Source organism: Alteromonas sp. BL110, assembly GCF_003443615.1.
Lineage (GTDB): Bacteria > Pseudomonadota > Gammaproteobacteria > Enterobacterales > Alteromonadaceae > Alteromonas.
The window spans coordinates 3,997,278-4,016,310 of sequence record NZ_CP031967.1 but is presented as its reverse complement, the minus strand read 5'-3'; the positions used below and the strand labels follow the sequence as shown (position 1 = coordinate 4,016,310).

Annotated in this window: 14 protein-coding genes; 13 read left to right on the top strand and 1 reads right to left on the bottom strand. The window is 43.3% G+C overall.

All coding sequences use genetic code 11. The features are described 5' to 3' along the window. Positions 1-25 precede the first annotated feature (25 nt). Complete coding sequence (locus D1814_RS17480; protein WP_118494808.1) at positions 26-4,000, bottom strand: S8 family serine peptidase; 3,975 nt, start codon at positions 3,998-4,000, stop codon at positions 26-28. A 517-nt stretch (positions 4,001-4,517) separates the two neighbouring features. Between D1814_RS17480 and D1814_RS17475 the strand changes: the two genes are divergently transcribed. From D1814_RS17475 to prc, 13 genes are all read left to right on the top strand, one after another. After that, positions 4,518-5,705 (top strand): thiamine pyrophosphate-dependent dehydrogenase E1 component subunit alpha, encoded by a 1,188-nt coding sequence (locus D1814_RS17475; protein ID WP_118494806.1) that lies wholly within the window; start codon positions 4,518-4,520, stop codon positions 5,703-5,705. Then, positions 5,705-6,682, top strand: coding sequence for an alpha-ketoacid dehydrogenase subunit beta (locus D1814_RS17470; RefSeq protein WP_118494803.1), 978 nt, complete (start codon positions 5,705-5,707; stop codon positions 6,680-6,682). Before D1814_RS17475 ends, D1814_RS17470 begins: the two co-directional genes overlap by 1 nt. 16 nt (positions 6,683-6,698) lie before the next feature. Continuing rightward, on the top strand, positions 6,699-8,384 hold the full coding sequence (locus tag D1814_RS17465) for a dihydrolipoyllysine-residue acetyltransferase (RefSeq protein WP_118495429.1): 1,686 nt from the start codon (positions 6,699-6,701) through the stop codon (positions 8,382-8,384). 144 nt (positions 8,385-8,528) lie between these two features. Beyond that, positions 8,529-9,461, top strand: coding sequence for a 23S rRNA (adenine(2030)-N(6))-methyltransferase RlmJ (locus D1814_RS17460; RefSeq protein WP_118494801.1), 933 nt, complete (start codon positions 8,529-8,531; stop codon positions 9,459-9,461). Positions 9,462-9,571: 110 nt separating this feature from the next. After that, positions 9,572-11,455 (top strand): protein kinase domain-containing protein, encoded by a 1,884-nt coding sequence (locus D1814_RS17455; protein ID WP_118494799.1) that lies wholly within the window; start codon positions 9,572-9,574, stop codon positions 11,453-11,455. Continuing rightward, the gene (gene tesB / locus D1814_RS17450; protein WP_118494797.1) at positions 11,442-12,302 is read left to right on the top strand and encodes an acyl-CoA thioesterase II; all 861 of its coding nucleotides are present in this window, start codon (positions 11,442-11,444) and stop codon (positions 12,300-12,302) included. Before D1814_RS17455 ends, tesB begins: the two co-directional genes overlap by 14 nt. 9 nt (positions 12,303-12,311) lie before the next feature. After that, on the top strand, positions 12,312-12,836 hold the full coding sequence (locus D1814_RS17445; protein WP_118494795.1) for a gamma carbonic anhydrase family protein: 525 nt from the start codon (positions 12,312-12,314) through the stop codon (positions 12,834-12,836). 511 nt (positions 12,837-13,347) lie between these two features. Then, positions 13,348-14,469, top strand: a complete 1,122-nt coding sequence (locus tag D1814_RS17440) for a pyridoxal-phosphate-dependent aminotransferase family protein (protein WP_232368918.1) — start codon at positions 13,348-13,350, stop codon at positions 14,467-14,469. A 348-nt stretch (positions 14,470-14,817) separates the two neighbouring features. Further along, positions 14,818-15,531, top strand: coding sequence for an SIMPL domain-containing protein (locus D1814_RS17435; RefSeq protein WP_118494793.1), 714 nt, complete (start codon positions 14,818-14,820; stop codon positions 15,529-15,531). A 12-nt stretch (positions 15,532-15,543) separates the two neighbouring features. Further along, the gene (locus tag D1814_RS17430; RefSeq protein ID WP_118494791.1) at positions 15,544-15,999 is read left to right on the top strand and encodes a GAF domain-containing protein; all 456 of its coding nucleotides are present in this window, start codon (positions 15,544-15,546) and stop codon (positions 15,997-15,999) included. A gap of 2 nt (positions 16,000-16,001) precedes the next feature. After that, the gene (locus D1814_RS17425; RefSeq protein WP_118494789.1) at positions 16,002-16,292 is read left to right on the top strand and encodes a hypothetical protein; all 291 of its coding nucleotides are present in this window, start codon (positions 16,002-16,004) and stop codon (positions 16,290-16,292) included. 16 nt (positions 16,293-16,308) lie between these two features. Further along, entirely contained in the window at positions 16,309-16,977 is a 669-nt protein-coding gene (gene proQ / locus D1814_RS17420) for an RNA chaperone ProQ (RefSeq protein WP_118494787.1), read from the top strand. 3 nt (positions 16,978-16,980) lie between these two features. Next, positions 16,981-19,023: a carboxy terminal-processing peptidase gene (gene prc / locus D1814_RS17415; protein ID WP_118494785.1), complete on the top strand. Its 2,043-nt coding sequence runs from the start codon at positions 16,981-16,983 to the stop codon at positions 19,021-19,023. Positions 19,024-19,033 lie beyond the last annotated feature (10 nt).

The window sequence follows — 19,033 nt, the reverse complement described above, 5'->3', positions numbered from 1 at the left end:
GCCTTTTTTACATTTTAAGAAAACGTTATGAACGTTTCATGCGTCTACGTAGGTATACCGCTGGAGCAAGAAGTAATGCAATCCAGCCCATAGAGCCACCAGACTTATCGTTAACTAAGATTGTCACGCTGTCTGTAGTTGTATCGATACCGTCTGTTGCCGTTACTTGTACCGTTACACGATTAGCTTGCTCGTGACTTGGTGCAGTACCGGTGTAAGAGGTTGTTTCAACACCGTCAATAGTGATAGTAACATCATCACCGTCTGCGTCAGTTGCCGATGCAGTTACAGTGAATGATTCACCTTCATCGACGCTAGATGGCGCAGAGATTGAAAGTACAGGTGCATCCTGAACGCCCGCAACTGCAACTGTCACAGTGCCTTCGCCTACGATGTCACCTTCTACAACTTCACCTTCTTCTGTAGTTGAACCTTCTACTTGAACTGTGTAGGTAAATGAGTCTTCACCAAAGAAGTCAGCATTTGGTGCGTAGGTTACCGTACCATCATCATTAACTGTCACTGTACCGTTTGCTGCTTCAGTAGTAACTGTAACAGTTGACGGGTCAAGTGGCTCTTTATCAATAGTAATTGGCGTAAACGTACGGAAGTCTCCAGCAAGAGATTCCATAGTAAACGTATTAATGATGGTGCTATCCATTTCGTTAGCAAGAATGTTAGCCGTTACCGACGCATCTTCGTTAACTGATAGCATATCATCCATGTACTCGCTTGAAGGAACCACAGTACCTGCGTAGCTGATTGTTACTTCGTCACCGGCATTAGCGGTAAGAACAAACTCGTCACCTTCTACTGGCAGAGTACCTTGAAGGCCAGCTGAAGTCAGTGAAGCGAAAGTAGTACCAACACTACCAGATTCGTTTTCAGCACCAACAACAGTAGCGTACACCGGTGTGTCCATTGGACCGTAAACAAAGTTTACGTTGCCAGTTTCGTATTCAAACCAAAGCTGGAAGTTAAAGCTCGTACCATCTTCACCCCAGATTTGGGCATTTTCCCACTCAACAACAAAGTGACCTGTTGTTAGGCTTACCGCATATAGGTTACCCGTACCGGCGCCACCGTCACTACCCGCTAAATCGAAGTCAGTCCAATATGGAGCTACAACGTTATTCGGCTCACTTAAACTAGGAAGTACTTCTGCAAACGGAGTAGTGATGTTACCTGAGCTTGTACCTAACGAAACAAAACCATTAGATGAAATCTGCATGGTTGTGTACTCAGTACCTAGGTACGTAATGGTACGAGGTAAGCTGATTTCAATCGAAGCATCATCACACGTTCCAGAGCACTCTAGTGGTGTAATACCGATTGAAGCCATTGGTACGTAGCGAGGAAGGCCAAAACCTTCAAGAATATCACCAATTGAAGTGTCAGCATTCATTGAGAATGACGCAGTATTCAGTGCACCTTCCCAATATAAGGTGCCAGAATCAGCATCGAAACTTACTGGCTCTTGGTTACCGTTTTTGACCGCAGAAATAGTCGATGGGTTGATATCATACTTGTGATCAATCTCACCAGAAATGCTGATCATACCAGTAACATCAGTGTTGGTAGCAAATGCTTCAGTAACAACTAACTCACCTTCAGCGGCAAGCTGAGTGCTCACATCACTATTAAATAGAGAAGGTTCATCGCTGCTAATAGGGTAAACCGCAACAGGAATAAAGTAATCTGTCGTTGTATCGTCTGTATCAGCCCAGTTAATGCCACCAAAAGACCATGAGCCGGTAGAGGCTGTTGTAACGTCTACCGCAACCATAATTTCAGCAGAAGCTCCTGCTGGCAATGTAGCCATTTGTGGTGTAACCGTTGCTACAATAGCAGCGTCGTTAAACATAGCTGTTGCATCAACAGTCACTTCTTCGTCGCTAGTATTAGTAACCGTGATAGACATTTCACAGTTCAAGTAGCAGCTACCATCTACCAAGCTTAAATCACTGTATGTAAGCTCAACAGTTGTAGCACGAGGTAGATCTAAACGACCTGCACCCATATCAAAGTTGTCTGCTTGTGTAGCAGCGTCTTCTTTAAGTACGTCGCGAATAGAAGAGGTTACAAGGGCACTCTTAATTTGCTGTGCAGTCCAATCTGGATGCATTTGCTTAAGTAGGGCCGCTGCGCCTGCTACGTGTGGTGACGCCATTGACGTACCACCTTTAAATGAGAAGGTTTCACCTTCGTGTCCTGGAGCGTCTGGAGATTCACCCGAGAAAATACGTGTACCAGGTGCCGCAATATTTGGCTTAAGGAACGTAGGGTCGCCGTTTGGCCCGCGAGAGCTGCTTTCATTCATGATGTCAGCAAGGCTATCCGAAACCACTCGAACAATTTCACTACCAATGGTCACATTTAGCGACTCGTCTGTTTCCACTGCAAGAGTTGCAAGCGCTTGTCCTGGCGTAGCTGGGAGCATTAGTGAAGGAATCATTTGCGCGTCGGTAAGGCCGCCCATCAAGATTGGAGCTTCACCGCGACCATCTACATTGTGAATAAGCACGGCTTCAGCGCCAGCCGCTTCCGCATTTTCAATTTTATCTTTAAAGCCGCAAGTTCCACGGCTGATAAGTGCAATTGCACCATCGAATGCGCCTTCAGCAAATGCATCACAACCTTCCACATTTTCCGCATCAACTTCACCAGCATAAACAACCGGTGCAGTAATTGGGCTGTCGAACACGATAGCAGGGTTACCCACTGAATAAAGTGCTGGGATTGAACCAATTGTGGTATCACCTTCGATAGTCACTTCGTTTGCAAACAAACGACCCGTAGTCGTGTTTGCTACCGTGATAACGTCTTCAGAACAACCCGGGCAACCAATTGTACTTTCACCTGGACCATCGTTACCCGCTGCAAATACGGTTACTACGCCAGCATCGTGCATGGCTTCAAGAACATCTTCGTATACAGAGCCATTAGGGTTACCGCCAGCGCCGCCGCCCCAAGAGTTATTAACAACATCAGCGCCGTCTGTCAGTGCAGCTTCAAGCATTGACAGTAACATTGAAGATGCACCACTTGAAGATGCAGGGTTTGCTGGAGTAGCGTACAGACCTTTATACACCATCAGGTAGGCAGCTGGTGCAACACCAGAAATCTCTGCTTCAGCACCGTCGCGCTCAGCCATAACGCCATAGTTACCTACTGCAGTACCAGCAACGTGAGTACCGTGACCGTTAAAACCTAGCGGGCTTTCATATTCTTCTTCAACTACTGAGAAACCTTCTACGATATCCGCTGCACGCGCAACAATTAGTTTGTTGTTACAAAAGTCAGGGGTTTCTGAACAGTAATCGTCAGTCGGCAAAGTATCTGCGGCTGGCGCTTCAAAATTTTCACCGCTAAAGAGCGGGTTTTCCGGACGGATACCACTGTCGATGATAGCTACTTTAACACCGGCACCGGCACTTTCTTTACCGCCAAACTGTTCCCAAGTTTCAACCGCACCGATTAAGTCTAAGCTTGCATCCATTTGTGCGTGGTGAATAACGTCTGGGTATACCGCCTTAACTGTAGATAGGCTCGAAAGCTTATCAAGCGCGCTTTTTGATACAATACCAGCGAAGCCGTTAAAAGCCGCTGTGTAAGACAAGTCAGCTTTAAATGATTTATCAAACGCTTTGATTGATTGGATAACAGATTGCTGTTGAGTTTCAAGGAACGATTTATATTCCTTAGCTGCGTTTGATTCAAAGTTAACCTTTTGACCTTTATGCGCAGACATACTGCTAACACTCGGGTTCACAGCGCTAAATTGCGCCATAGGTACGTCGTTTAACTGAACAATAACGCGAACACTATCACTACTTGTTTGGATAGCATTTGCAAGAATATTCTTTTTATCGAAAGAAGCCTCAATTGCGTTTTGTTGTTCAACGCTGTGGCCGGAGATTTGATTTGACAGAGCAAACGCACCAAAAGCAGAACCTGCTAGTGCGGTCGCAACTACCGTACTGATAATTGTTTTTTTCATAATTATTCTCGTGTGAATAGTTCCCTGGGCCTGACGGTCTTTGTGCGCTTTAAAGGCTTATTGCCCTTTTTAATAGCTATTTGCCGTCATGACACATTTATTGTTAGCACAATTTAAGGGGTTATGTAATGTGTATTTCAGAAATACACAAATTACATATTTTGTTACATTTGGATATTGGTTAAATATGAAATAAAACTAGAGCAATTAACCGCTTTAGTACTCACACTTCGAATAAAATTGAAATAAAATTACATAAACAAGCGCGGAAGATTTTGGTTTTTTGGCTTATTTCTGTGCACGTCGTATGAGGTGCATCCTACGCACTTTTCATTATATTTACATAAGCTTTACTTCATTAGGACAATTATCCTTTTAATTTAGACTAATTGAGTATAGTGATTTCATCCATCTGAATTTTTACCTTCGAATAAGTAAGACGCTCCTGCAATTCCTCATCTAGCATATTCCAAACTATAAAAGTGGCTATTAACCCTCATATTCAAGGGGAACAAACGTGAAAGACAGAAATCATTTGGCCGAAGTAAAAACAACAAATAAGGTCGAAATCATTACAAAAGGGGTTGTCGATATCCCAATGCTTCAAATCTTGTCATCAGAAGGCGAGGTTATCGAAAAAGCGGTAGAGCCTGATCTTGGCCAGCATGAAGCATTAAAAATTTTTAACACCATGCATTATATCCGCGTGTTGGACGAACGCATGGTAGGTGCACAACGTCAGGGGCGTATAAGTTTTTATCTTGCTAGTACAGGTGAAGAAGCCGCATCAGTAGCAAGTGCGGCTGCGTTATCAGATGATGACATGATTATGTCCCAATATCGTGAACAGGGTGCGCTGGCCTACCGTGGTTATACGACCGAGCAATTCATGAACCAAATGTTTAGCAACAAGGACGACCCGAACAAAGGTCGTCAAATGCCTATCCATTATGGTGATAAGCCCCTTAACTTCATGACCATATCGTCGCCTTTAGGCACACAAATTCCCCAAGCTTCTGGTTACGCTTACGGACAAAAAATGTCGGGTAAAGACGTGGTAACCATTTGCTACTTTGGTGAAGGTGCAGCTTCAGAGGGCGATTTCCATGCTGGCTTAAATATGGCGGCTGTACTGAATTGCCCAGTAATTTTCTTTTGCCGTAACAATGGTTACGCCATATCAACGCCCGCAGAAGAGCAATTTGCCGGTGATGGAATCGCGTCTCGTGGCTTAGGTTACGGTATCAAAACTATCCGCGTTGACGGTAATGATGTGTTAGCAATTTATGCTGCTACTAAAGAAGCCCGTCGAATTGCAATCGAAGAAAAGTGTCCTGTGCTCATTGAAGCCATGACGTACCGCTTAGCCGCACACTCTACGTCAGACGACCCAACAGGCTATCGCTCTCGTGAAGAAGAAGACAAATGGCGTGCAAAAGACCCTATCGCCCGTATGGAAAAATGGCTAGAAAGCAAAGGGTGGTTTGATGCAGCTGAAAATCAAAAACGTGTTGATAAAGCAAGACAAGACGTATTAGCAGCTATGAAGAGTTGTGAGAAAACAGACGTATGTGCTATCGACGATATAGTAGAAGACGTTTACGACACAGCGCCATGGCATTTAAAAGAACAGCTTAACGAACTAAAAGCTCACATCAAAAAATACCCAAAGATGTACCCTAAAACCGCAGGGAGAGTAAAATAATGGCTAAGATGAACTTACTACAAGCAATTAATAATGCACTCATCACAGCCATGACCGAAGATGAGAAAGTAATGGTCTTTGGTGAAGACGTGGGTCACTTTGGTGGTGTATTTCGGGCAACGAGCCATCTTCAAGAAAAATTTGGTAAAGCCCGTTGTTTCAACACGCCACTCACTGAGCAAGGCATTATTGGCTTTGCCAATGGTTTAGCCTCGCAAGGCTCGGTTCCTGTTGCAGAAATTCAGTTCGGTGATTACATTTTTCCAGCTTTTGACCAAATAGTAAACGAAACGGCGAAGTGGCGTTATCGTTCAGGTGGACAGTTTGATGTAGGTACATTAACTATCCGCACTCCATACGGCGGTGGGATCGCAGGCGGTCATTACCATAGCCAGTCACCTGAAGCGTTTTTTGCACATTGCCCAGGCCTTAAGATTGTTATCCCTCGCGATCCATACCAAGCAAAAGGTTTATTACTTGCGTCGATTCGCGATAAAAACCCCGTATTGTTTATGGAGCCTAAGCGACTTTACCGTGCCTCCGTATCAGAAGTACCAGAAGAAGATTACGAGCTACCACTTGGCAAAGCGGATATTGTGCTGGAAGGCAGCGATATTACGCTTCTCGGTTGGGGTGCACAGATAGAGATCCTACAAAAAGCTGCAGAAATGGCCCTTGAAGATGGCGTGTCATGTGAAATTATCGATTTGCGCAGCATACTCCCATGGGATGTTGAAACAGTGATGCAATCTGTCATGAAAACAGGTCGCTTGCTTATTAACCATGAAGCACCGTTAACAGGTGGTTTTGCAAGTGAAATAGCAGCAAGTATTCAAGAGCGTTGTTTTCTATATCTTGAGGCGCCAATTGCCAGAGTTTGTGGTTTAGATACGCCTTATCCATTGGCACATGAAAAAGAATATATGCCAGATGAAACCAAAACGTACGAAGCTATCAAGCGTACGCTTCATTATTAAGCCGGGAGACAATGAAATGACAATTGAATTTATCTTACCGGATATAGGTGAAGGTATTGTTGAATGTGAACTTTTAGAATGGTTAGTTTCAGAAGGTGAACATATTGAAGAAGACCAGCCCGTAGCGGAAGTAATGACCGACAAAGCCACCGTTCAAATTCCAGCTATGCATGCTGGGGTCGTTAACAAGTTGCATTATGCAGTTGGTGATATTGCTAAGGTTCATGAGCCACTATTTTCAATGACGCCAGAAGATGCAGCTGCAAATAATGAGATAAAAGCTGATACAAATGAGCAAAGCGTAATAGAAAATGCAAGCGTTGAAGAGACCAAACAAACAAAAGCTACTCAAAATAGTTCATCAGCGCCAGATGCTTCTAATGGCAAGCACATAGAAGACTTTATATTGCCCGATATTGGTGAAGGTATCGTCGAGTGTGAAATTGTGAAGTGGAACGTGGCTGAAGGTGATGAAATTGAAGAAGACCAAGCCGTTGTTGAAGTAATGACCGATAAAGCAGTAGTAGAAATTCCTGCTAAAAACGCGGGAGTCGTGCATCGGCTGTATTACGCGCAAGGCGACATTGCTAAAGTGCATAGTGCCTTGTTCGCGTTAGAAGTTACCGGCGATTCTGTAGTGACAAACAGCACATCTGACGATTCAGGTGACGCATCTAAAGCGACAAGCACGCTTTCCTCAAACGCTTCACCACAAACCTCAGATGAAAACACGAAATCGAAATTCAGTGATGGTGAGTTTGAGCCACCTATTGTTATTGAAGGTAAAGTGCTAGCGAGCCCTGCGGTAAGGCGTGTTGCTAGAGAAAAGAATATCGACCTATCTACGGTTAAAGGTACTGGTAAAAAAGGGCGTATTCTAAAGTCTGACGTATTGAATCTCCAACAACCCAATGTCGCTAGTTCGGCTGAGACTACAACGTCGTCTTCGACAACGGTATTTACCACAGAAAAAAGTGATTCAACTAAAGCTCAAGGCAGTGTTAGAACTGAAAAAGTACGGGGTATTCAGGCGGCGATGGCCAAGCAGATGTCCGCGTCAGTCTACACAATTCCTCATTTCACTGTAAGTGACGAGTTGGTGATGGACAACCTAATGTCGTTACGTAATGTGCTTAAGCCAGAGTTTGAGGCGAACAATGTTAAACTAAGTTTTATGCCGTTTTTCGTTAAAGCAATGTCGTTGGCACTTAACGAGTTCCCTGTAATTAATAGTCAACTCAATGAGGACGCCACCGAGATTAGCTATTACTCTGATCATAATATTGGTTTTGCAGTTGACTCTAAAATTGGGCTTCTTGTGCCTAACATTAAACGGATACAAGACCTTTCCCTACTCGATATTGCTGTTCAGATGCAAGATATCATCGAGCAGGCGAGAGCAGGGCGTGTAGCCGGCGAGCACTTAAAGGGGGGGACTATTAGTATTTCTAATATTGGTGCAATCGGCGGTATAACTGCTACGCCTGTTATCAACAAGCCGGAGGCTGCTATTGTTGCGCTAGGTAAAACCCAAAAGCTTCCCCGTTTTGATGATGAAGGTAATGTTAGCGCACAACACATAATGGCGGTTAACTGGTCAGGTGATCACCGTATTATTGATGGTGCAACTATGGTGCGCTTCAACAACTTATGGATGAGTTATCTAACACAGCCAGAAAAAATGCTAATGCACCTTAAATAATTTAACTAGTACATTTTATTGTGCTGTAGCGAAATAGTAGGGAGGTCAATATTAACGTATTGGCCTTTTTTGTTTTGTGTACCTCTTCGTGGGATGGCGTTATTATAGCTTCCTATAAACAAACAAAAATTTTACTGAGGTTTTGTGCTTAGTTATCAACACGCCTTTCATGCTGGCAATCACGCCGACGTCATCAAACATCTCTGTTGGATTGGTGTTATCAACGCTTTAAAAAAGAAAGATAAGCCCTTTACACTTTTTGACACGCATGCCGGTGCAGGCACATATGATTTGACCGACGACCTATCGTCAAAGAACAAAGAGTACGAGTCAGGTATTTCCCGTCTTTTTGGGCAAGCTGATGGAACTGCAACTCCAGAAAGCCTGGCTTTAGAAAACCAGGCTCCAAAAAAACAGAGCACTGAAAATTTGCCAAGCCTACTTAATGACTATCTATCACTGTGCGAACCTTTCTTAGCGCAACAGCAATACCCTGGTTCGCCTGCGATAAGTGCTATGGCTAAACGCGGCAGTGATAATTTACACTTAATGGAACTTCACCCTGGCGAATTCCAAAAGTTAGAGAAAAACGTGTCGCGACTTCGCACCGATAATAGCCATGTACACAAACGAGATGGTTACGAAGGTCTTCGAGCACTGACGCCACCAAAGCCTAATCGCGGTGCTATTTTAATTGACCCCCCTTACGAAAGAGCAAGTGAGTATAGCGACCTTGTCAAAGGCGTTAACCAGGTATTGAAACGCTGGCAGCAGGCACAAATTGTCGTATGGTATCCGCTGCTATCAGAAAGGGCTGGCGCGAAAAGCGGAGCAAGTGAGGTAATGTGCGATAAGCTCGCAGAGCTTGGCAAACCCTGCTTTAAAGCTGAAATATGTGTTGCAGAAAATACGTCTAACGCCGGCATGTATGGTTCTGGCGTGTTTGTGCTGAATCCGCCATGGCAGCTAGATACAAACCTTGGCAGTGCATTAACAAAGGTTGTTGGCATGCTTGGCAAATGTGAGTCAGGTTTTCAAGCCTCAGCGCACGTTACTTGGGTAAATGAAGATACCTAATTAACCTGTTTGATGGTCTATTAGCGGCCGATTAACGGTAAACGTTTTGTCGATTACCTTATTATCGGACAAAAGGCACAAGAATAATTCCATAAACGTGAAACAATTAAATGTCTCTGCTTAAAGGTTTAAAACACTTCTATATACCAGACGAACAGTCGATTTATTTGCTATCCCATGCGGATGCGAAAAAACTCAAAGATTGGGTAAATCTCTGTATGTCCCAGCTAGAAAGGTTAGGGTATAGCGACATTGAGCTTTTAGGAAAAGGCGCGTTTGGTTTTGCCTTTGCAGGCAATGCGCCAAGTGGTGAATCACGGGTATTTAAGTTTTCACGTATAACCTTGCCGCAACACGTTCAAGACCGGTTAGAGGAAGAGGCCTTTATGCTTTCTCACGTTAACCACGAGTTTGTTCCGCGTTTTATCGAATATCAACAAATACGTAAGCAATCAATCTTAGTGATGGGCAGAGCGCCTGGTGAAGATTTAGAAAAAGTCAGCTTAAAAACGGGCCCTTTATCGCCTCGTATTATCGTGAAAATAGCGGTTCAAGTAGGCGAGCTTTTGTCGAGCTTTCGCCAATACAGCGAGAATGGTGAAATTAAGCCTATTGTTCACGGCGATATTAAGCCTTCAAATCTGGTATGGGATGCCGCAAGTGAATCTATAGGCCTAATAGATTGGGGGTCTTCGGTATTCGCTCAGACCGACATTACCGGGCAATATGTGGGTAACAATGTCATGGATTTGATGTCGGGCGAACTTCACCAGACGAACGCCCGGCTTGGAGACGTTTATTTTATTGGCGAAGAACAGTTAAATGGTGCGCTTTCCAGCCCGCGCTTTGATGAGCAGGGATTAGCGAGCACCTTATATGCTCTAGCATCTGGGCAATCTTGTCGCTATGGCAGTAAAGTTATTACGCCATCATCTCTTGGATTACCCAAAATGCTTGCCAATATTCTGGAGTATATGCTCAGTGATGATCCTGTTAAAAGAAGACAGGGTGGTGATTATTTGTTTAACCACCTTCATGTTTTAAAGAATATGGTTTTCGCCCAAGATAAACAAACGCAATACACACCGTTAATCCCCACGTGGCTCACCCATACCCTTAATGCCGATATAGAAACCGTTGTTTATAGTTCGCGAAAATCTTATCTACGCCAACAGGCACTGCTATCTGACTCTTTAGATGATAAAGAGGTACAAGAGTTACGCTACATAAACGACGCGCAGTTTGACCGCTACTACAAAAACTACCTGCAAGGTATGGGTGATACTGAGAAAGCCTTTGTATCAGCCATTAGCAGGCTAGGGCGCTACCCAGTAGTAGGTGGCATGGCGGTTCGGTGGGAACCAGAGGGTATATATGTAGATTCCAGCTTAAATTTGTATGATGAAACCCTCAAAACTGCTTTTGATTTAGCGGTAAATAACGTCATTAATCTAGCAAGAGCCATTCACAAGCCAGCGGTATTTAAGTGCTGTATGTTCAATGCTAAAAATACCCTTCATATTGAGCGCGACAGCGAAGATGAAGATTTTCTGCCTGGTAGTGACCTTTCCATTCCTTATGAGTTGTCACGTGTTTCTGCACAAAAAGATGAGAGTCGAACTCACTCTTATTTTGAAGATGGCGACGACCCAGATGAATTACTAAAACTGCCCCAAGATATCATTGAAACTATTGTGCAGTTAAACACGATACACCACACTGGTTGCATTATATTTGAAGCATTGCCTAAACACCTGAAGATACACAACTATTATACGTTGCTTGACCATAGCCAAGAGGAGCGCTTTAAAGCTTTGTTGGCGCAACTAGTGCAACAAATCCCTAACATAAAAGGGCTAGGCATTTCAGGGTTTATGAAGTTACCCTATAAAGATACGCGCTTTTTCGAGCATAAAGCAAAATTGCCTGAGAAATATTACCCGCGAAATCCTAAAGCAGTTATTGAAGAGAACGTACAACATGTCCGAGATTAAACTATCATCACTATTTGAACTTGAAACAGTGGAAGCTGGCATCTATCGAGGTCAAAGCTGGGATTTAGGCTTTAGAGCTTTGTTTGGCGGGCAGGTTTTGGGTCAAGCATTAGCGGCAGCCTATGAAACCGTATCACCAGACAGAGTGGTCCACTCATTTCATACTTACTTCCTATTGCCAGGCGATGCTAAAAAACCTGTTGTGTACGATGTAGAAATTGTTCGGGACGGAAGAAGTTTCTCTGCGCGTCGTGTCAAAGCGATACAAGATGGCAGAAACATTTTCTACATGACAGCATCTTTTCAAGTGCCTCAAGAAGGTATGGAGCATCAAAACCCCACTATGCCTAATGTTCCTGGGCCTGAGGACGTTCAGTCTGACATTGAGTTTTACGAAGCGAACTTCAACAAAATTGCGCGTCCTATGCAAGAAGCATTGAGCTACCACAAACCGGTTGATATTCGCACGGTAGATGCAGCTAATTCATATCACTCTGCAAAGCGTGAGCCCACCCGTTATATTTGGTTAAAAGCAAGAGATACCATGGATGCGCAACTCGCCGTTCACCAAGCAGCCCTTGCTTACGCATCAGACTATCACTTTTTAAGTACATCCTTACAACCTCACGGCGTTGCTGTAACTGATAAATCACTTCGTATCGCAACCATTGACCATGCAATGTGGTTTCATCGCCCAATAAACATGAATGAATGGATGTTATATGCAATGGAAAGCCCTTTTAGTGGTGGTTCTAGAGGCTTAGTTCGCGGTCAAATATTTAATCAAAGTGGCGAGCTTATTGCGTCAACCATGCAAGAAGGATTAATGAGAAAAGTAGACGAATAGGAAAAACGAATGCGTTATAAATTAGGTTCTATATCACCTCAGGTCCATGACAGTGCGTTTATTGCACCAGGCGCCCACGTTATCGGAAACACCGAACTCAAAGAGGGAACGAGTGTTTGGTTCAACGCGGTAATTCGTGGTGATATGGATAAAATAACGGTGGGTGAGAATACAAATATCCAAGACGGCAGCGTGTTACATACTGATGCAGGAATTCCCTTGGTCCTTGGCAAAGGAGTGACAGTAGGTCATAAAGTTATGCTTCACGGGTGTGAAATTGGCGATTATTCGTTGATAGGTATTAACGCTGTTGTGCTAAACGGTGCGAAAATTGGAAAGTTTTGTATTATTGGCGCTAATGCACTAATCACTGAAAATATGGAAATCCCTGACTACAGCTTAGTTGTAGGGTCACCTGGCAAAGTTATCCGGACGTTTGATAAAAACGTAGAGCCAAAGTTAAAGGCGTCAGCAGACCACTATGTGGGCAATGCAAAGACTTATATGGCATCTTTGCAGCAGATTGACGAATAATAATCCTACTCGCCATTTAACTTTTCATTCCCCATAAAAAATGCCCAGAACAAACGTTCCGGGCCTAGGGGAATGGCTCATTGCTGAGCCGTGCGCTAACTTTTACACAGGAGAGTTTAAATAAAAAACATTAAACGGACAATGAGTATAGTTCAAAATCGCTCAAAATATAAACAATAATTGTATGAATTTTATCTTACAGTGTTACTGATAGATTAAGTATAGAAGTAATCTATTAGATATCAATGGACTAAACTCTGGTCGGATGTGGTGAAAAATTCGTCCAATTAATGTATTTCTTTACTCAATATAACCTATCACCCTTACTTTTTTCACCCATCATCATATACATAAAGTTGAATGTTTTATGCAGCGCTCATTCATGTTGTTTATGTTCAAAACAGACGGTTGTTCCTTTTTGCCAAACTTGTAGTATGGCGGCATAGGTTGTACTCATTTACGCACGACACTTACTATAATAATTGGCCCTCACAAACAATAAGGATGGATTATGCAATCGTTTTCTACTTTTATACCACCTGAGCGTACCTTGATGGGACCAGGACCATCCGACGTTAACCCAAGAATACTCAACGCCATGGCCAGACCTACTCTGGGCCACTTAGATCCACTATTCATTGAGTTAATGGACCAAACTAAACAGCTTTTACAATATGCATTTAAAACCGTAAATGCTCTTACTATGCCTATTTCTGCCCCAGGCTCTGCGGGTATGGAAGCGTGTTTTGTTAACTTGGTAGAACCAGGTGATAAGGTACTTGTATGCATTAACGGCGTTTTTGGTAACCGCATGGTCGAAAATGTTGAACGATGCGGTGGTGAAGCTATTACCATTAATAATACGTGGGGTGAGCAAACTGATCTCAATGCCGTTGAGGATGCCCTAAAAGCCAACCCCGATATTAAAATACTTGCCTTTGTTCATGCAGAAACATCAACGGGTGTGCGTAATGAAGCCAAAGCACTGTGTGAACTAGCCAAAAAATATGATTGTTTAAGTATTGTCGACGCGGTTACTTCGTTAGGCGGCATTGAGTTAGATGTTGATGGGTGGGGTATCGATGCTATTTATTCAGGCTCACAAAAATGCTTAAGTTGCGTGCCGGGTATATCGCCAGTTTCTTTTAGTGATAAAGCAGTTCATGTCATTCAAAACAGAAAAACAAAAGTGCAGAGCTGGTTTTTAGACATGAATCTGATTGTCGGTTACTGGGGCCAAGGCGCAAAACGTGCGTACCATCATACCGCGCCCGTTAACAGCATGTATGCGATGTACGAATCACTTCTAATATTAAAAGAAGAAGGGTTAGAAAATGCGTGGCAGCGACATGCTTCAGGTCACGAAAAACTTGCGCAAGGTTTAAGTGACCTTGGTTTAGAGCTAACCGTAGACAGTGCTTATCGCTTACCTCAGTTAAATGTTGTCAAAATACCAGACGGTGTGGATGATGCAGTTGTTCGAAAGCAACTACTTGAAGATTTCAATTTAGAAATAGGTGCTGGGCTGGGCGAACATGCAGGAAAAGTATGGCGTATCGGGCTAATGGGTTATGCGTGTAAACCACGCAATATAGACCACTGTTTAGCAGCGCTGCGTAGCGCATTAAAATAGCAGCGCATTAAAATAGTAGCGTACTGAAATAAACCAGGGTATCCACACCCAAAGCGTCTACTTTTACTTAATGTCTAATGATCGCCAACATGCTCAGAGAAACAAATTGTTGAATGTGTTGGCTTTCTAACTTTCATCTTGTGAAATTATCCCAATTAGCAGCCCCTGTTTTCTATCGTTAACAAGGGGCTTACCTTATAAATAACGCTGCTCGACGAAGTTGTAACTCTTCAACTTACGGTTCAGTGCTAATATTTCCTGCATCGAATACAATCATACACTATTCAGCCATGTACATTTATTCTCAAAGACAAAGTGATAAAACATGACATCTGAAAAGGAATCATTATGAAATTATTTAAGCAAGCTAAACCAAATACGTTGAGAAGGTCGCTTTGGGCTTCAGCAATAATCACATTGTCCGCCCCAATGCTTGCTCAAGCAGCGCAAGAAGCAGTAATAAATGTACAAGGCGTAGGCGCTGTAGAAGTGACACCAAATGCCTACTCAGTGAAGTTGGTTGTTGAAGAAGAAGGGGCGACGGTAGGAAAACTTAATACACAACTAGATGCAGACTTGCGTTCTATCGTTAAGTTTCTGCTCAATCAAGGTATAGATGAAAAGCATATTCAAAGTATGCAAGTACGCCTACAACCTCGTTATACCAATACACCACAAGGGCGACAGCAAGAAGGTTTCACCCTGTCTCGGGACATCACAGTCACCTCAACTAAACTAGATACCTACGATAAAGTGCTAGATGGCGTGTTAAAACGTGGTGTTGACCGTATCCAACAGTTTAACTTTATTACTATTGGTGAAGGCGATGCATACCAAAAAGCACTTATTGCTGCAGTGAAAGACGCAAAGCAACGCGCCCACCTGTTGGCGAAAGAATTAGGGGTAGAAGTAGGTGAAGTAGTTGCAATCTCAGAATCTGGTGGCAATATGCCGATTCCAGTAATGCGTGCTGAAGCTTTTGCCAAAGACATGTCTATGTCTTTACCTGGTCAAGAGCGTGTAGAAGCGCGGATTAATGTGTCTTTTAATATTGTTCAATAGCAGGAAAATCGTTTGAAAGAACAACAGTACAGCCGGTTAGTCGCCCAAGCAAAGAGCTTGGTTTCTGGTGAGCATGATCTTATTGCCAATATGGCTAACATCAGTGCGCTGCTTTTCAATAACCTCGAAGAGGTTAATTGGGCAGGCTTTTATCTTTTTAAAGAAGAGCAATTGGTACTTGGGCCATTTCAAGGTCAGCCCGCTTGTATTCGCATTCCCCTAGGAAAAGGCGTTTGCGGTACAAGTGCAAGTACCAAAACCGTTCAGCGTATAGCAGATGTTCATCAGTTTGAAGGACACATTGCTTGTGATGCCGCGTCTAATTCTGAAATTGTTGTTCCACTTGTACTCAATGATAAGCTTATCGGCGTACTTGATATCGACAGCCCTGTTTTTGAACGTTTTAACGAAGAAGACGAAAAAGGGCTCGTCGAAATTGCTCAAATTCTCATGGATTCGCAGAAATAATTATGAAATCCAGTGTCGATATACACGTTGTTTTATCCACATTTGAAGATATGGAAGACTTTCATGATGACCCGGATGAGGCATCTGAACGTTTAAACTTCATTCTTCACGCGGTTTATGACAATGCCGAAGAAGATATTGAAACACAGCGTTTAGAGCAAATTTTGCACTACGCATGGGAATCTTGGCAACAAGATAAGCATTTATTAGAAATAGATGACGACGAATTGCTTGATTGGGTTGACCACACGCTGGCAACTTGGGATGATGCAAGTAACGATGAAATCTCCTGAATAATTTAGAAAGTTAATGGAATCACCAGAGAAGTTTACTAACAGTAAGGAAGTGATAGCTTTCCTTGCAGAGACCTTTCCGAAATGTTTTAGCATTGAAGGCGAGGCCCGCCCACTTAAGATCGGTATTTTTCAAGATCTTGCCACTCGTTTAGAAGAAGAGGAACGCGTTAGCAAGACACTTCTTCGTTCTACATTACGTCATTACACCAACAGCTGGCGCTATCTTTATAGCATCAAAGAAGGTGCAAACCGTGTAGATCTTGACGGCGTTGAAGGCGATGCGATTGAAAAAGAACATGCTGATCACGCGCAACAGCAGCTTGAGGAAAGCAAAGCAAAAGCCGCTGAAAAGCGCAAAGCTAAGCTTGCACAACAGCCTAAGCGTAAAGACAAACGTCAATTTAATCGCCCAAAAGGTGAAAAATCTGCAAATTCGGACCATGCTGATAGTAAGCGCGGAACTAAACCGAAAAATAACAGACCAAACAATACACCACCTGCGAAATTGACAGACAGCGATTTACAGCAAGGTACGCAAGTTACCGTTAAATTAGGTAAAGCACCTATGCCAGCAGTAATTACCGAAGTTGCTAAAGATGGCATCCACGTTCAATTAGACTCAGGCATGGTGGTTAAAGTAAACGCAGACGCTTTACGTTTGGCACGCTCCAAGAGGTCGTAAAATATGAGAGACATCCTTCGAATTTCCATCGCCAGTGCTTTTCTTACCGTAGGGGTAGGTGCTGGTGCCGTTACGTCAACACCAGAGGTAGACGAGCTTCCTATTTTACAGCAGGAATCTCAACACAGTGTTGCCGCTAAGCGAGTAAGCGCACTTTTTACAAGGGCGCATTATAAGGAAATATCGTTGGATGACGCGCTCTCTGCTCGAGTTTATCAGCGCTTTATCGATACTTTAGATCACAACAAGCAAGTATTGTTATTGTCTGACGTGGTAGGTTTTGAAAAATACCGCACCGTGTTCGATGATGCGCTGAGTAAAGGTAACCTTTCAGTTGCCTATGATATGTATAACGTAAGTGCCAAGCGCCGCATTGAACGTTATGAGTTTGCATTATCATTGTTAGAAAAAGGGCCATTCGATTTCGAAAAAGAAGGCGATAAATTCTTTTACGATAGAGAAGACGCAGATTGGCCTGCAAGTAAAGCTGAGCTTGATGAAATCTGGCGTCAACGGGTTAAGTATGATGCGTTGAATTTGATACTTGCAGACAAAACGTGGGAAGAAGCTAAAGAGCTGCTTACCAAACGTTACACGCGAGCGATTAAACGTACTAAGCAAGCAAAAAGTGAAGACGTGTTCCAAACGGCGATGAATGCGTTTGCACGGACCATAGAAGCTCACACTAGTTATTTATCTCCGCGAAACGCTGAACGTTTCCAAATGGACATGAACTTGTCGTTTGAAGGAATCGGCGCTGTATTACAAAGCGAAGATGACTACACAGTTATAAAAAGTGTAGTGCCAGGCGGTCCAGCGGACGAATCGGGCGCAATAAAGCCTGAAGATAAAATTGTTGGCGTGGCGCAAGACGATGAAGAATTTGTAGACGTTATTGGATGGCGACTAGACGAGGTTGTTGAACTTATCAAAGGCCCGAAAGGAAGCACTGTCCGCTTACAAGTTGAAAAAGGCGCTTCTGAATCTAAAACTACTTCGGTGGTTAGTCTTACTCGCGATAAAATTAAACTTGAAGATCGCGCCGCTAAGTCTGAAGTATATGTACCTGAAACAGGTCCGCACTCAGGCGAACCTTTAGGTGTAATCACCATTCCAAGCTTTTACAACAATCTAAGTATGGATGTTGCAAAAGAAATAGAAAGCTTGAAAGCACAAAACGTGAAAGGCGTGATTGTTGATTTACGCGGCAACGGTGGTGGCTCACTTACCGAGGCCACATTGTTAACTGGTTTATTTATAGAAAAAGGCCCGGTAGTTCAAATTCGCTATGGTCAAAGCAAAGTAAGCGTAAACCGTGATACTGACGGTGAGGTCGCCTACGATGGTCCACTGACAGTATTAGTTGATCGTTACAGTGCATCTGCATCTGAAATTTTCGCAGCAGCTATGCAAGATTATAACCGCGCACTCATTGTTGGCGAGCAAACCTTCGGTAAAGGCACGGTTCAACAACACCGCGGTTTAGGCAAGATTTATGACCTTTACGATAATCCTCTTGGCAGTGTTCAGTTCACTATTGCTAAGTTCTATCGTATTGACGGCGGAAGTACTCAGCATAAGGGCGTTATTCCAGATATCCTTTATCCCTCTGCTGTAGAGCCATCAGAGTGGGGCGAGGCACAAGCTGAAAACGCATTGCCTTGGGATAGTATAAATCGTGCAAACTACACGACGTTTGCTGACGGTACCGCCGCATTAGATGTATTAACAGCCAAACACAACAAACGTATTCTACAAAACCCAGAGTTTTCTTATATTTATGATGATATTAAAGAATATAAAGAAAACAAAGATAAAAACTTCATTTCATTGGTGAAGTCTGTGCGTGAAGCAGAGAAGAAAGAGGCGGAAGAGAAGTCTCTTGCACGTGCTAACGAACGTTTACAGCGAATGGGAATGGAAACTGTCACATCATTGGACGACTTACCTGAAGATATGGAAGAATTAGATCCATTCTTGGATGAAGCAGCCAACATCACGTTCGATATGATTGAAACAGGCCGTTACGCTATCACAAGAAATTAAATGATTAGAG

Coding starts and splice junctions, on each gene's coding strand:
- D1814_RS17445 (WP_118494795.1), top strand. CDS start 12,312: ATGCGTTATAAATTAGGTTCTATATCACCTCAGGTCCATGACAGTGCG.
- D1814_RS17470 (WP_118494803.1), top strand. CDS start 5,705: ATGGCTAAGATGAACTTACTACAAGCAATTAATAATGCACTCATCACA.
- D1814_RS17425 (WP_118494789.1), top strand. CDS start 16,002: ATGAAATCCAGTGTCGATATACACGTTGTTTTATCCACATTTGAAGAT.
- D1814_RS17435 (WP_118494793.1), top strand. CDS start 14,818: ATGAAATTATTTAAGCAAGCTAAACCAAATACGTTGAGAAGGTCGCTT.
- proQ (WP_118494787.1), top strand. CDS start 16,309: ATGGAATCACCAGAGAAGTTTACTAACAGTAAGGAAGTGATAGCTTTC.
- D1814_RS17480 (WP_118494808.1), bottom strand. CDS start 4,000: ATGAAAAAAACAATTATCAGTACGGTAGTTGCGACCGCACTAGCAGGT.
- D1814_RS17465 (WP_118495429.1), top strand. CDS start 6,699: ATGACAATTGAATTTATCTTACCGGATATAGGTGAAGGTATTGTTGAA.
- D1814_RS17455 (WP_118494799.1), top strand. CDS start 9,572: ATGTCTCTGCTTAAAGGTTTAAAACACTTCTATATACCAGACGAACAG.
- tesB (WP_118494797.1), top strand. CDS start 11,442: ATGTCCGAGATTAAACTATCATCACTATTTGAACTTGAAACAGTGGAA.
- D1814_RS17440 (WP_232368918.1), top strand. CDS start 13,348: ATGCAATCGTTTTCTACTTTTATACCACCTGAGCGTACCTTGATGGGA.
- prc (WP_118494785.1), top strand. CDS start 16,981: ATGAGAGACATCCTTCGAATTTCCATCGCCAGTGCTTTTCTTACCGTA.